Origin of the sequence: Microscilla marina ATCC 23134, assembly GCF_000169175.1 — a bacterium.
Lineage (GTDB): Bacteria > Bacteroidota > Bacteroidia > Cytophagales > Microscillaceae > Microscilla > Microscilla marina.
This window is the reverse complement of sequence record NZ_AAWS01000006.1, coordinates 259,896-275,307: the sequence shown is the minus strand read 5'-3', so window position 1 is coordinate 275,307 and position 15,412 is coordinate 259,896. Positions and strand designations below refer to the sequence as shown.

The 15,412-nt window shown below is 38.3% G+C and carries 12 protein-coding genes; 3 read left to right on the top strand and 9 right to left on the bottom strand.

From position 1 onward, the window contains the following. Positions 1-23: 23 nt before the first annotated feature. Positions 24-1,586: a SulP family inorganic anion transporter gene (locus M23134_RS07250; protein WP_002694991.1), complete on the bottom strand. Its 1,563-nt coding sequence runs from the start codon at positions 1,584-1,586 to the stop codon at positions 24-26. A gap of 346 nt (positions 1,587-1,932) precedes the next feature. On the opposite strand from M23134_RS07250, the gene M23134_RS07245 reads away from it, so the two are divergent. Together M23134_RS07245 and M23134_RS37670 are read left to right on the top strand one after the other, a co-directional pair. Then, positions 1,933-3,834 (top strand): leucine-rich repeat domain-containing protein, encoded by a 1,902-nt coding sequence (locus tag M23134_RS07245; protein ID WP_002694989.1) that lies wholly within the window; start codon positions 1,933-1,935, stop codon positions 3,832-3,834. A gap of 31 nt (positions 3,835-3,865) precedes the next feature. Beyond that, positions 3,866-5,332: a leucine-rich repeat domain-containing protein gene (locus tag M23134_RS37670; RefSeq protein WP_002694987.1), complete on the top strand. Its 1,467-nt coding sequence runs from the start codon at positions 3,866-3,868 to the stop codon at positions 5,330-5,332. On the opposite strand, the gene M23134_RS07235 is transcribed toward M23134_RS37670, so the two are convergent. Beyond that, on the bottom strand, positions 5,322-5,780 hold the full coding sequence (locus M23134_RS07235) for a hypothetical protein (protein ID WP_002694985.1): 459 nt from the start codon (positions 5,778-5,780) through the stop codon (positions 5,322-5,324). The genes M23134_RS37670 and M23134_RS07235 overlap by 11 nt on opposite strands. 460 nt (positions 5,781-6,240) lie before the next feature. Between M23134_RS07235 and M23134_RS07230 the strand changes: the two genes are divergently transcribed. Then, positions 6,241-6,780: an outer membrane beta-barrel protein gene (locus M23134_RS07230; RefSeq protein WP_002694983.1), complete on the top strand. Its 540-nt coding sequence runs from the start codon at positions 6,241-6,243 to the stop codon at positions 6,778-6,780. 60 nt (positions 6,781-6,840) lie between these two features. Here M23134_RS07230 and M23134_RS07225 read toward each other — a convergent pair whose 3' ends face one another. The 7 genes from M23134_RS07225 to M23134_RS07195 all read right to left on the bottom strand — a co-directional run bounded on the left by M23134_RS07225 (position 6,841) and on the right by M23134_RS07195 (position 15,362). Further along, entirely contained in the window at positions 6,841-7,674 is an 834-nt protein-coding gene (locus tag M23134_RS07225) for an SDR family NAD(P)-dependent oxidoreductase (RefSeq protein ID WP_002694981.1), read from the bottom strand. A 420-nt stretch (positions 7,675-8,094) separates the two neighbouring features. Continuing rightward, a complete protein-coding gene (locus M23134_RS07220) occupies positions 8,095-9,468 on the bottom strand; it encodes a PcfJ domain-containing protein (protein WP_002694979.1) in 1,374 nt (457 codons plus the stop codon). Between the two features lie 261 nt (positions 9,469-9,729). Beyond that, the gene (locus M23134_RS07215; protein ID WP_002694974.1) at positions 9,730-9,954 is read right to left on the bottom strand and encodes a hypothetical protein; all 225 of its coding nucleotides are present in this window, start codon (positions 9,952-9,954) and stop codon (positions 9,730-9,732) included. Next, a complete protein-coding gene (locus M23134_RS07210) occupies positions 9,932-10,969 on the bottom strand; it encodes a hypothetical protein (protein WP_045113152.1) in 1,038 nt (345 codons plus the stop codon). The genes M23134_RS07215 and M23134_RS07210 overlap by 23 nt, the downstream gene beginning before the upstream one ends. Before the next feature lie 536 nt (positions 10,970-11,505). Then, the gene (locus M23134_RS07205) at positions 11,506-11,958 is read right to left on the bottom strand and encodes a TlpA family protein disulfide reductase (protein ID WP_002694970.1); all 453 of its coding nucleotides are present in this window, start codon (positions 11,956-11,958) and stop codon (positions 11,506-11,508) included. Between the two features lie 719 nt (positions 11,959-12,677). Continuing rightward, positions 12,678-13,667 carry an aminotransferase class IV gene (locus M23134_RS07200; RefSeq protein ID WP_002694967.1) on the bottom strand — a complete coding sequence of 330 codons (990 nt, stop codon included), beginning with the start codon at positions 13,665-13,667 and terminating at the stop codon, positions 12,678-12,680. 279 nt (positions 13,668-13,946) lie between these two features. Beyond that, on the bottom strand, positions 13,947-15,362 hold the full coding sequence (locus M23134_RS07195) for a hypothetical protein (protein WP_045113151.1): 1,416 nt from the start codon (positions 15,360-15,362) through the stop codon (positions 13,947-13,949). Positions 15,363-15,412: the final 50 nt, after the last annotated feature.

Below are 15,412 nucleotides of genomic sequence, written 5' to 3'. Positions count from 1 at the left end.
TTTTTATGTTTTCCTGATGAAGACTACACAGGGATCAACTTGGTGACATTGCGTAGTTCAACTTTAATGTTTTTAAGTTTGGCTTCTTGTTGAAACTCATCCAGTAGTTCGGATATATCGCTATCCATATATTGGGCACGAGTGCCATCTATCACTACGTGACTGTTCTCTTCTATGCTCTCGAGGGCATCCAACAGCAAAGGTTTGTTCAGGAAAGAAGCATCTTTGTTGAAACGAACCAATACATGATCGCCGTCTTTGGTAACCGAAATAGAAGAATGAAAATTAGAACGAATTACAAAAAACAGTCCTACTACAATACCAATGGTGACTCCTACCAGTAGATCGGTCAGGAGTATAGAAACAATCGTAATAAGAAAAGGGATAAATTGCTCCCAACCTTTTTTATAAATAAGCTTAAACACTGAAGGTTTTGCCAACTTGTAGCCTACTACTAATAAAATAGCCGCCAAACTTGCCAATGGAACCAGGTTTAGGTAACGGGCGATAAACAACACTGATATAAGCAAAAATAACCCATGGAAAAAAGCAGCCATCTTGGTACGTCCTCCAGCATTGATACTTGCTGAACTCCGTACAATTACAGATGTGATAGGCAAGCCTCCAATCAATCCAGCGATTGTGTTACCCAATCCCTGTGCAATCAGCTCTCTGTCTAAGGGCGATTTCCGTTTATAAGGGTCTAATTTATCTACTGCCTCTACAGTAAGAAGGGTCTCAACACTGGCAATCAGACCAATGGTTACTGCTATAATCCACACTTCTTTTTTAAATAAATAATCCCAATTAGGAAACGATAAGCCACTCAAAATGCCTTCGGTAGGCAAACTTACCCTGTGTGTGTTGTTAAGCTTCAACGCAGGCAAGGCACCATTTAATACTACTTCGTTTAATACTATTCCTAATACTACTACAATAAGCGCACTAGGCACCCATCTAAAGTCTTTTAAGCGACTGTAGTCCCAGGTAATCATAATAATGAGCGAAATAACTGTAATAATCAATGCTCCCCATTCTACATGCTCAGTAGCGTGTACAATGGCAGTAAATGTGTTTTCGTGGCTGTTGTCATGAAAGGCAAGAGAAAATTGTTTGGGGTCGTAACCTATGGCGTGGGGGAGTTCTTTGAGAATAAGTGTGATACCAATGGCTGCTAACATTCCTTTAATGACAGAGGAGGGAATATAATAAGCAATGAAACCTGCACGTAAAACACCTAGTAATATTTGAATAAGCCCGGCAAGAAATACTGCTACTAAAAAGCCATTAAATGAACCAATAGTAAATACACCAGCAGCTACAACCGCAGTAAGCCCGGCAGCTGGACCACTTACACTCAGTTGCGATTGACTAAGAATGGGAACAATGATGCCACCAATAATACCCGAAATAATACCAGCGAAAATAGGGAAACTTAAGCCGGCATCTTTGGGTTGTGAACCTAGTGCTATGCCCAAACAAAGGGGGATAGCTACCAGAAAAACTACTAAGCCAGCGGGTAAGTCAAATTGTAAATTCCCTAGATAGTTTTCTTTGTGTAGGACATGTTTGTGTTTTTTTGCCATATAATGCGTTGAATCTTTAAAACTCTCTTATCAATGAAGAGTAATTTTAAATAGTAAGTATTGAGTTTTACAAAAATAGTAAAATTCATATCTTTTCAGGGTTTTATGTAAGTAAAAAGTAGATTATTTATTATGAAAATGAGGAGGGCACAACAAAAATAACAATTTAATTGTAAATTTGTTTTGCCAAAAAGTAAAAAAAATCACCCTAAGTATCAATGGTGGTTTATCCAAAATGAATAACCTGCCTGTTTCGCCTTATTTTTAGTTATTTTTTTATTATTATATAATTCAAAGATAGAACAGAGCTACTACACTTATTGAACAAGCATACTTTAATAATACTATGATGGATGGAACTTTGGACAAAAGCATATATACAAAAAAGCTCAAGCAATTGATTAACAGCAACGATCTGACAAACATAGGGCAGGCAGTTCAAATTATGGCTGGTAATGGGGTACCCTTGTCTATGTTGGGCTATATTTATGTTTTATCGCTATTTCATCGAAACAACGTAGTAAAGGAAATAATGAAAACAGTGTTTGCTGAACATGCTTCTTTAGGGTTTACGCGCTTTACTAAAAAGCTGCATTACCAACATTATTCGGGTGAACATGACGTATCTGACTTTTTAAATCAGTTTTGTAAATCGCCTTTAGTAAATGCCAAAGAGATTGTGTCTATTGCCATAGCACACATTAACCGAGGCTATAGGTTTGGTTTGAAGCATAATCTCATTGACATACAAAACCTTAAGCATCCAGTGTTGTCATCTTCTACGCTCAACTTGTTGGAGTTTGGATTGGAAAAACTACCTCCGTTGGTATTTCAAATCCCAAAAATCCAAACTCTGTGCTTGCAAAGCAACCGTTTGACTGAAATACCTACTGAAATAAACCAATTAACCCACCTACAGGAACTCAACCTAAACAATAATCAACTGACAGAGTTTCCTTTGGCAATAACCCACCTTACCACTCTAAAATCACTCAACCTAAGTGGTAATAAGTTTCATTGTGTACCTGTCAATATAGGCAAACTTTCAAAACTTGTGACGTTTACTCTCAAATCAGATCGGATCAAGGCATTGCCTGAAACAATGGGAACCTTGAGCAATTTACAAAACCTTACCCTTTCGTCTTGTCGTATACAACAACTACCTGAGTCTATGCAGCAACTAAAGCAAATAGGAAAACTGGCACTCGACAATAACCGAATAGAAAAATTCCCAGCTGTAATCACCAAGTTATCGTCACTGGTATATTTAAAACTTCAGAAAAATCAATTAAAACATTTGCCAGAAAGTATAGGCAATCTGCGTAAGCTTTCCCACTTGAGTTTAAGCAACAATCACTTGAAAAAACTACCTGACAGCATAGGCAATCTTGCTCAACTGATGGTATTGTCGGTTGCCCGCAACCAACTGGACGCTTTGCCTGCCACTATAGGTAAACTAAGCGAGCTACGCGAGTTAAACCTTGAACAAAATCAATTGTCATGTCTCCCCCAACAGGTTACTCAAATATTAACATTAACTCAGCTAAAACTGACCTATAATAAGCTTACTCACCTACCACCAAAGCTAAGTAACCTTCAGCAACTTAGCTTGCTCAACCTGAGTTACAATCAACTACAAGTATTACCTAAGTCACTGGGCAAACTTAAAAATTTACATCAATTAAGTGTGGATGGTAATAAACTTACTCACCTACCACCAGGGATAGGTAACCTTCACCGACTTAGCTTGCTCAACCTGAGTTACAATCAATTACAAGTATTACCTAAGTCACTGGGCAAACTTAAAAATTTACATCAATTAAGTGTGGATGGTAATAAGCTAACTGAATTGCCCAAAATCATATATGACTTGAAAAAATTATTTTTACTGTCATTGAACTATAACGCATTAACTGCTTTGCCTGAAAGTATAGGGCAATTAAGTAAAGTAGTTCATTTGAACCTTGAAGGAAATCAACTTACCCAATTGCCTGAAAGTATAGGGCAATTAAGTAAAGTAGTTCATTTGAACCTTGAAGGAAATCAACTTACCCAATTGCCTAAAAGCATAGGTAATATGCGCAGTTTGTATGCGCTCAACCTAAAAAACAACCAGCTTACTAAACTGCCCCAGACTATACAGAAACTGCGGGGGTTGCGTTTTTTATTATTGGATAAAAACCCTATTCCAACACACGAAAAACAACGAATCACTGATTGGTTGCCCCAAACACAAGTATCTTTTTAGTACCTTTTAACAAACAGAAAAAGGGAAATAAATGACTGCCATAGGTAACTTAAAGAAGTTGTTACAAAGTAGCGAAAGTGCTAATATTCTGCTAGGTTTTGAGCTATTACCTGCCTATTCGCCTGCACCTGAGCTCACCTCTACTTTATTGTTTTTGAGTTATTTTCACGAGGATGCTACCATTCAAAACAAAGCCAGGCTATTTTTTGACAAGCTGGCAAATCAAAAATTTAGTCAAGAATCGTTGTACAGTACTTTAGATCCCAAACAAGTTTTTCGCATATTCAAAAGGCTTATAAAATACCCAGAGGTTGACGGAGTGGAACTATTGAAAATGCTACTGACTCATAACCCTTACTGTAAGGTAAAAACAGCCTTGTTGTTTTGCCTGGAGCATAAATTAGATTGGCTTGCTGTGGCACAAAACCTTACATTAGCTAGCCTGACCCTTGTACATAAACGGGAACTACAACTGTTGATTAGGCAATGGCAGGTATTACAGCGTTTGCAGGTAACCCTGCTCACTATATCAGACCTAAATTTAAGCACTTTGCCTAGTCAGTTAGGTTCACTTACCTCTTTGCAAAAACTTGTGGCAAGCCGTAATGTACTCTTCAAACTCCCCGAAAGTATAGGAAAGCTTACTCAACTCAAAGCCTTGTATTTGTCTTACAATCGCCTAAAAAGTTTACCCGTTGCCATCACAAAACTTGGGCAAATTGAAGAGTTACACTTGAACCATAACCTACTCCAAAGTTTGCCTGCCCACTTGGGAGATATGCTACAGCTTAATGCATTATATTTAGCTGATAATCAACTTACTTCTCTGCCAGCGTCCCTATCTCGGTTGACTCACTTACAAGAGCTTGACCTGATCAATAATCCAATTCAATATTTACCAGAAGGTTTTAGTCAACTAAAAAACCTGAAAGCATTGAAAACGGGAGGGGGGAACATTCACCAAATGGCTCTGCAAATCTCTAAAGTACCTTGGTTAGAAACGCTCGTTATACAACACACACAGTGGCAAGCATTGCCTGAATGGATAGGAGATTTTATTCAACTACAACAACTCGCTATTAAGCACGACCACATCAGCGTTTTACCCAAAAGCCTGATTTACCTTAAAAAATTAAAGAGTATAGATTTGAGTTATAACCAGTTGGTAGACCTGCCTGATAGCATAGGGGCACTGGAGCAGTTGCAGGAAGCTAATTTTGAAGGAAATAGGTTACTCAAAATTCCGGAAACTATCAACAATCTAAAAAAGCTTCGTTTTTTGCATTTGGGATACAATCAACTAAGCTCATTGCCCGCCAACATTGGTCAGCTTCATTATTTAGAAACACTGATACTGGAAAACAACCAACTCAAATCTCTTCCTGTAACGCAAGGAGATTTTCCACGCTTGCACACTTTACTGCTTGCAGGAAATCCTATAAAAGCTCAAGAAATAGAACGTTTAAAATTAGCCTTGCCTCATACTATCATTTATTAGTCAGGCCAATAGGCTCCCAGTTTTTTATGTCTGCTAGGGTTGCTTCAAAATGGCTGTGTAGGCTACCTTGTCCTACCTTGCTTTTTGTATATAAAATAGCGTTAGTGGTAAACTCTACTGGCGTAACATACCCATGTTCTATCCTGGATATTATACTTTGCTGTTTATGTTCTAAATCTATCACAACCAATTGCGTATTTTGATTATCCAAATCTTTTTCACTTGCCTTGACAACAAACTCTTGAAGTGCCAGGTACTTTTCGTTGATCACATACTTATTGGTGAAGTATCGGTTGTTAGTCTTTTTTTCGCCATGAAGATCAAGGTTGTAATAGACCAAAAAAAAGTCAGCCTTAGACGGTGACCACGTGGGCTGGTAATAGTTTTTAAGTACAAGTTCGCCTATTTTAGTACCATTAGAAGATTGTATTACAATATTATTTGACATAAGAAAAAAACATTTGTTGAGCCATTCAGAAATACTACATTCCTGCTCATTTAGTGGTTCATTAAAGTAAATATTTATTCACCCTGAAAAAATTATTCTTGTTAACATTAATCACGCTTACTGCCTACAACTTACAAACACAAGATAGTAAATACGCCAAAGAGGAATTAAACAGGGTTTTCCTGGTGCAGGCTATACCGACATCCCGCTTGCGGGGCACCATCATCGGTATCTAAGGACTTGCAGCTTGTTGCTTAAAGCACCGATATGCATCGGCATCTAGCGACTTACCCCTGTCGAGGTTTCTAAATGCTAACCAGGTCTGACAAGTTTTTAAAACCTACCTGTGTATTTTTTGTGAAAAATGGTTTGAGAAATAGTATTTGAGAAAACCCCAAAAAACAAGTAAGTTTGTTGCTTTATCAATGAACTTGTTCAAAGCTTAAACACAACACTATTTATGAAAAAGTTAACTTTACTAGTCGTCCTCATATTTGTTGCCCTCAACCTACAGGCACAAAATAACCATTATGCTAAAGGCAGGTGGATGTTGGGCGGCAATATTGCTTTCGTAAACGCAACATTCGAAAACACTATCAATGGGGTAACTACTTCAAGCACACAAAATGTGTTTAACATATCACCACAGGTAGGTTATTTTATCACCCCAGGTTTTGCCCTTACACTTAATACCGACTTTAACTTCAGCAATGTAGCCAACACAGTAAGCCTTCAGCCTGGGGTACGGGGTTATGTGGTAAAGGATTTGTTTCTTGCTGGAAGAGTAGGCTGGGGACAAACCAATGTGAAGGATAGCAATACTGAGGTAAGTAATTTTAACTGGCAAGTAGGCGTAGGTTACTCGTTTTTCTTGGCACCTAATGTAGCGCTTGAACCAGGACTATACTACCAGTATACCAGAGACACCAACTCTGTAAGTTCGTCAGAAAATGTTTCTAGGGTAATCAACTTAGGATTAGGATTAAGGGTTTTCTTATAACCCAATATAAAACACAATGGAGAGACGCCACAAGTACTTCTCCATTGTGTTATTTATATATCACCACACATCTTTGCCTCCTCCTATGTTTTCTATCAACCAACCCGTAATAGGGTTGAGGTAACGGTTGGGTACTATACTTGCCGCTTTCGCTGAAATACTATTAACTACTCCTCCGGTAATATGCACTCTTTTGCCATCAAATAAAGCTTTATAAGCTTCCTCAGCTACTTCTTGGGCACTTTGGCTTACCCATTCGGTATAAAGGTTTTCTTTAGCCAAATGAGCTTTTTCCAAAAAATCGGTGCGGGTAATACCAGGACATACAGTAGTAACACCTATGTTAGCTTCTTTCAACTCTTCGGCTATAGCTTCTGAAAATGATAAAACATAAGCCTTAGAAGCAAAATAAACCGCCATATTAGGGCCAGGCTGAAACGCTGCCAAAGAAGCTATGTTCATTATTTTGTAATGCGCTGCTACTCCATTGGCTAGGTCTCGTTCTTTTTGTACCAACATATCTTTGACAAACACTTGAGTAAGTTCAGTCAAAGCCGTCACATTTACTTGTAACATCTGAAAACTATTGGCAGTAGTTTGTTCAGCAAGTTTACCTATATTGCCCAAACCTGCATTATTTATCAATACATTGATATGAATGTCTTTCTCGATGAGTTGCTCATAAAGTGTTTGGGCGGCATTTGCTACACTTAAGTCTTGTGGTTTCACCCATGCTTTGGTTTCAAACCGATGTTCTATATCTTCGGCAATGGCCTTGAGCTTGTCTTCGCGACGTGCCACCAACACCGTATTGTAGCCTTTAGCAGCAAAAACATACGCCAAAGCAGCTCCAATACCACTCGACGCACCTGTAATTAATACAGTAGGATTCATAATGTTAAGATTTCATAATAAGTTCAAAAATTTGATGATTAAAGTTACTTCAGTTTTCTACACAAAAAAAATAGATAGCGCGAAACCTCACGTACCTGTTCCAAATTAGCTTACTTTTCTTAAGCTTACATTTCACACACGATTTTTAGGTTTACAATGTATCAACACACATCATAAATCAAACCTTGAGCATCTGCTCAAGCATTCAGCATACCCGTCTCTTTATGGTCAAGCATATAGCTATATATCCCTCTTGCTTGTACTATCATTTACTCCTAGAGTAATTGTACTTATTAACAAACACCAAATAGAACAGTGTCCTGATACACCACTGCCCAAATAAGACGACATACAGTAATCTCTCAACGGAGTTAAACAGGGGGGGATGGTTAAATGACTAAACTCTGTGATGACTAACTACTATAAATAATCAATCGACAAAGCCAGATTTTCTTTATTTACCCATTGCTTTACCACTTCCACCTCTTGTGGCTTAGGTTCACGGTTTCGCTTGCCCTTTATTTCGCAAACTCTCCATTTTTTGCCCATCTCAATAGTCACACACTTCTCCTCTTTGCCCTGAGCATTTACCTTGGTCATTGTCCAAATGGTACTATAGCCCCCCATGCATTTGTGGGTATAGGTACCTACACAATGCATCATAACTTTGCCCTCTAGCCATAGCTCATAGTTGTTAATCAATTGCGAGATTTTGTACAATACCTGTTTTTCAGCATCCCAATATTCAAAGTCGCTGGTAGGGTCTGGAGTCCAGGTAAGTAACGAATCATCAAACACACTACTCAATACTCTAGGCGAACTCAACCACTCGTCTACCAATCGCATGATTGATTGGTCAGTCCTCCCCTTGAGGCTAAAACTTGGGGCAACAGGTGGCTCATGTACAATGCCCTTAGCTCTGGTGTATATTTTTTGTCCATCGTATTTGTGAGCATTGATAAAACTAATGACCTGTGCTACTTCTCGGTTATTGGTGAGCTCAGGATAGCGGGCAAAAAACTGTATAACTTGCCTAAAAAACAGGGGGTCTTTATAAATCCGTTTCCAGTGGGCAGCATACCATTGTTCAAAAAAAGCCTCAGTGCCACCTAGTGCACCTACTTGCCCATACAGCAAAGCTTTTTCTACTGAGTAGTGTCTGGGGGCTTGGGTAAAATAATGCGCCATTTTACTATTCAGCTTAAAAGGCAATGAACGCACATCTTTAATACTGCCCCCTTTGCCCAAGTGAACAAACCACCATAAATGGGTAGAATGTTGGGCTTGCCAGACTGGATACATAAACTCAGGCATCGCATACTTCACAAACAAATGTTGTAATAAATCTTTCAGCATTGCCTCATACACCTCAAAACCCCCGCTTTTATGGGTAGGGTTCCAGTGCTTGACAGGTTGCCAACTCTCTAGAGTATTGAGCCAGTATTTGCGAAAGCGAAAGGTGTTGTATAAGGCAGTAGGAGCATACAAAAGCGGGAGGGTTTCAGGTCGTAAAACTTGTTTTAAGAAGTTTAAAAACTTGATGCGTTTTCCTCCCTCCAACTGCTGGTTATTCTGTAAAACATCTCCTATACCTTGCAACAACAAAGACGCATTTTCTGCCTTGACTTCTTGATGATAAAGTTGGTGCAAACCATTGATGGTGTTGGCATAAGCCGACCACACTAATTTTTTGAGATATTTTTTGTTTTGCTTTTTATGAAACCGCTTTTTCTTCTCTATCTTGAGTGATTTACGGTTTTTGCGGTGAGATTTTGAACAGTGTCGTCTATTCATGATTGCCAAATTGTGGGCAGGTATATTTTACCCACCCCAATACAAGAAGTAATTGTTTTGTTATGAAGGTATGCTACAATAGCATTGGTCGTCTTACCCTACCCAAACAAGCTTACTTCTTTGGCTTTTTCAGGAAGGGAGAGGAAAGAAAATAGCTTTCTCAGCAAGAGGATCGCTATCTTCTAAGCCATCTAAAATATGGTTTCGCATATCGCTAAATATTTAAATATAATCCTCATTATCAGTTATTTAAACAATTAATTAATCACTAATCTCACAATGCTGTGCTACCTTAAGTTGTTCACGGGTAGCCCATTGTTTTATCAACTTAGCTTCTTCCAGGTCAGGCATTCTGTTTACCTTTCCCCTTACTTGTGCAATGGTATTGTTCTGCTTGAGTTCTATCGTTAATAGTGGTTTTACTGAAGAACCCGAAGTAGCGGTCAATGCCCAAATAGATACATCACCTATTTGGCATCGATGCATATAACTGCCCACACAATGTCTCATTTTTTTCGCCTTCACGCAAGAGCGCAAAATTGTTGGTCAGTTGCATAATGCGATAAGTGATACCATTGCCTTTTTTCAAGAAATTATTCACCTTGACAGGTGCCCAAGTAGTGAGCTGGTCATAGCTATAACTATTCGCCATTTTTTGTTGCCAAACCCTTACCTCTCGCATCATCGAAACAGCCGTTTTTTGCTTAAGCAAATAAGGTCTGCCTACTTTGCCTGTAAGTTGTCCATAATCATCTACTACCACATCAGTCATTCGTTTGATGTTGATAAACTCCACTATATTTTTTATGTGGTTATCTTGAGCCAGCTCTTTGTTGTTCAGGAAGAATTGTAATAGCGACAACCAAAAACCTTGGTCTTGGCATATACCCAACAATGGGCTGTTCAGCAATTGTTTAATCAACAAATCATCGCCCCCTAAGGCAGTTACTTGTCCGTATGTCAAGGCTTCTTCGATGGTATAATCTGCGGGTGCCTGCAAAAAATGATGCGCCATTTTTTTAGTCAAATGTGCATACATATTAGGGGCAGTCCTGATATTTTGCCCTTTGCCCAAATGTATAAACCAGTCGATATGTACCACATTGCCTTTGTGCCAGGCATTGTCCATAAACTGGGGTACCTCATACTGTGCAAATAGGTAATGTACCAAATCAGAAAATACCGTTTGGGTATCTTCAGTTTGGGTAGGCATCCAGCCTTTGGGCAAACGCAACCATTGGCTTGCCTGACCAAATACGGCGAGCAAAGCCTCAGCTTCACGGTAAATCTCATACCCCTTACGTCGGGCTATGTTATCTAAAAAATGATAAAATGCTTTTTTCTCGTGGCGTGTGCGTTGCCAGTCACCACGGATCAATTGCCCTACGGCTTTATAAGGCGAATTTTCTTCTAAATTTTCTGGTTTAAGCTTTTTGCGGAACAAAGCCTCCAATGTTTTGCGAGGCTTTGTCAAGTCCGCTTTTTTTAGTCGAGAACTCATCACTATAAGAGTTTTCAATGACAAAGCTTCAAGCGACCAAGTGTTTTTTTTAGGTATTAAACAACTGTTTTTCAATAACTTACCCTATTTATATTTGTCAGGCAAACTATAGTCAAGTCGCTCAAAGCTTCATGAAGTATTAGAATAAAGAAAAGAACCAAACTCCTTCAGGAGTATAAAATTGTTACTACTGAATACAGTAACATTCCGTAATATCATTTTTGATTTTGTCATTGTTATTTTAGGTTTATGAGCAACAGAGCATTACCCTATTGCTCAGGTTTTAATGAAGTACCTATGCGGTTTTTGCTCCACCTGTGATAGGTGAATAAACAAATCTAAAATATCGTATTTATACGATATAAATAAACCCATTCATAGCCTGGACAATCAAGTCCTTTTTTCGCCGAATGGGTTTCGACGCTACACGTTTTCATCTAATAAATTTGTTTAAATTTTAAAGGGGTGTTTGTTGGGGAAAACCACAACCCCATGCAGGGTTGTGTACACCTGTTGCCCAACGAAACCACAAAAGGTTATTTGCCTTTGCCAGCTTCTTTTTGTAGTTGGGCAATCATTTTTTCCCGCTCCAAACTCTCTAAAAGTCTGTCTTTTACTAAGTTTACCATTTCTTCGAACGATTGTCTACGAGTAAATTTCTCGATTACCTGCTTGGTCTCGGCGTCTATCAACAAGATAAACCCAGTGCCCGCATGCTTTTTAACACTGCGGTCAACTCCGAGGGCAGTAGCCAAAAGGTCAGACTGATAACGGGAGGTATTATTGGTGTAATTAAAGTCCACGAACAACACTTCTCTACCGTCGAAACGATTTTTCAAATCATTGAAAACCGGAGTCATCACCTTACTTGCGGCACACCAGTCGGCATGTCGTTTTACAATTATTAATCTGGCAGCAAACCTAGGTTTACTGGGCTTTTTCACCACACTAGGCTGCCCCTTTTTGGAGGTGGTAAATAGGCTAAACATTTTTGTTATGTGTTATTTAAATTGTGTGAAATACTTGAATTTAGTGTTATTTCTTTCCCCTTGCGGGTGTTCACGGCGGTGTGTTATTTGCGGATTTGGCAAAAAAAGGCACAAAAAAACCCGAACCTTGTTGGGTTCGGGCTACCTTTATATCTTGGAATAATTATATATCAATCCAGATAGGATGTAGAGGTATACCCGTACCCTTCGCTAAAAAGTCAATATTAACTTTTTGTGAGTGTGGCACCAAAACTGGTGCTTCTTTCATACAATATGTAAGACTGAATTTTCTCACTGAACTATCCTATATTTTTATTTCTGTTCCACATAATTTTCTAATTATAGCGCAATTATAGCTATTTTGTTTCATAAACCAAACATTTATCGGTTAAAACAGTAAAAAAAATTTCTTATTTAAATCTGATTTAAATGATGTAAAGCATATTATTTGGTTTCAAAAACAAGCCTGAAAGTATAAAAAAACAAGGTTTGAACTAGTTTTTTAGGTATTTTCAAGCTGAGTTAACAGGTATATATTAGCTAAAAAAACCTCTTCATTAAATACAATTAGCAGGTTGGTTATCGAGAAAAAGTGACTTGAAATAAATAGTTAAAAAACCTATGCTTTATTACACCTATCTTGCTTTCCTCAAAAACAGGCATAAAAAAACCCGCGAAATTCGCGGGCTCAAAAATTACTCTAATTTTTTTTTGTATAACTACTTCACAAATTGATAAGTGCTTGGCATTGTTTTTTGCTTGGCGCGCAAGTCGCTTACTTCTTCGCCATAATCTTTAATTTGTTTAATAATGTCTACCCCTACATTTTCACCCCATTTAGTAATCAATTTAGTATAAATTGGCCCTACTTTACCATCGCCAATCTTGTAATTATTGATAGAAGTACAAGGCACCATACAAAAAGGAGTCGCTGTATAAAATGCTTCGTCAGCGTTCATTACATCATAAGGCTCAATATTGCGGTACTCATGCTCTAGTCCTAAAGCAGGAGCCAACTCATTGATTACATACTCCATGCTTACCCCACGCAAAATGTTACGAGGCTCAGGGCAAATCAATTTATTGTCTTTAATAATAAAGAAGTTACTACCTGTACCTTCAGTAATAAATCCATCTGGATCAAGCAATAACGCCCAATTGCGGTCGCCCGACATGTTAGACACTTCAATGTTGGCCATCATGTAAAACATACGGCTACGGTTTTTTACTTTAGGCTCTTGCAAAGATGCAGGAATGGCTCTTTGTGAAGGGATGGCGGCATTTACCCCTGTATCAAACAAAGGTCCCATAGTGGCTACTGTCCACTTGAAGGGGAAGTCGGTAATTACTACAGTAGGCTCTACTTTGCCATCAAAAATTTCAGAATAGAAAGACAGCGGTCCACGGCTGATATTTACCATCAAGCGGTGCTCATCGTGCTCGGCAAATACTTTGTCGTTGCGGTCAAGTACTTCGTAGCATATCTTTTCTAATTCGTCTATAGTATGAGGAATTTTAATGTGGAGGTAGTCCATAGAACGATACAGGCGCTCTAGGTGTTCGCGGATTTTGAATTGTTTTTTGTTGAATGAGCGGGTCATCTCAAACACCATGTCACCAAACATCAAAGCTGAATCGTATACCGAAATGCGGGCTTGCTTTTCGGGGAGAAACTCTCCATTTAGGTAAATTATTCTTCCTGAATCCATATAAAATGATTTATGCTGTTGAGTAGAAAGTTTATCTACAACAAGATATAATTAATTCGATTACAAAATTAGGAATAAGTCCAATTCTTTCGAGCCCATACTTTATTTTTTGTGGATTAGTTTCGTTTTTGTTCAATTATATATAGGTTCTAATGTATCAAAACTTCCAACGATGGTAACATTAGCCAAAGCAGCACTCAAGTTGTCATCAACTTTAAATAAACCTTAATAAAAAAGCAACCTTGAATAAGGTTGCCTCTTACAAAGAATCGTCAAAAATTATTTCAACTTTAAATCATAACACCCCCACTTATAAAGATCAGAGCCATCTTTTTGAATCACATACGCTTCGTCACCTTCTACAAAACTTACGGTTTTGGTGGTAGTGGGTATTTTGTCAAATACTAACACAAAATGAATCATTTCGCCATAATATACGTGTTGTCGGGTTTCATCATTTTGAATAAAGAAAGATTTCAGTAATTTGTTTACCTTCTTGGTTTGGGTATCTATCATAGTAAACCCGTCCTTTTTACCTGGTGCTGGTGTAGCAAGTCCGGCGCCAGTGGGCAAAATAATATTACGGTAATGGCAGTACACAATCGTATGCTTATTAGTCAGCTGTACCTTCTCGACATACAACCCTCTACCTCGTCCATCGCATTGTTTTTTCAAAGTATATTCTTTTGCTACCGTTTGCCCTTTCATAAAGGTGTAAAAGTCTTTAGCTGTTTCAACTTTACCATTAGTATATTGAATACTACGGACGTTTTTGCCCCATATATAGGTGGTTTTGCCATCACGTACGCCGTTTTTTACCTGTATTTTGGCATGTACCCTATTTTTTTTCTTTTTTGGAAAATACACCGAAAAAATAACTTCCCCAGTAAAAGGTTTGCCATCTTTAGTAAACTTTTCGCTTTTCACTTTATCGTGGTCGTACTCAATAGTAGCCTTTACCCCGTTGTCATACAACTTGTGCCAAGTGCCTACCTTTTGATTCATCTTATATTGACCTTTTTCTACTACTTCTACAGTAGGTTTTCGGTTTTTATTAATAAAGCTGCCATCGTAATAAGCTGCCATTAATTGACCACCCTGCCAAGTTTCTTGACGCTCTGCCTCCAGCGTGTTGAGTAGCCCGTAATATGTTACCTTAGAGCGCTTTTGATTCCCGTTTTGGCTCAGGGTTTTTACTTTTGAGATGGGCTTTTTGCTTTCAGGGTCAAAATAAGTAGTGGCTTCTACCTGACCATTGTCATACACATCTTCTGTTTCAATGCTGCCAAATACATAATTCACGACTTTGCCGTGTTTTACTCCTTTTTTGTAGTGCGCATTCATTACAAACTCTCCATCTTCGGTCCATTCCTGACATTGTTGATGGTACTGTCCAGCAAAGAAAGAGGCTTGGAGGTAGGGTTTTTTATTTTCTTTAAAAAATAGTTTGGCTGTTCCGTGCAAAGGTTTGCCCATAATTTTACCTTCGCTTATCTGGATCTCGTTGTTGCTTAAGCCAACATAAGTTTGCCCTGCTACTGGCTTTACCCCGTCGCATCCTTGACAAACTTCCACTGTTCCATAATATTTATCATTTGCAATCTCTACTTTTTTAGAGCTATATTGCCCTATACTTTCTGATATAGTAATTATAAACAATGCAAAAACAAGCAGACCTGAATAGATTCTTTTCATAAAATGATGTTTTTCAAATAACACAAATAAACAGGGCTAAAAACAATGCA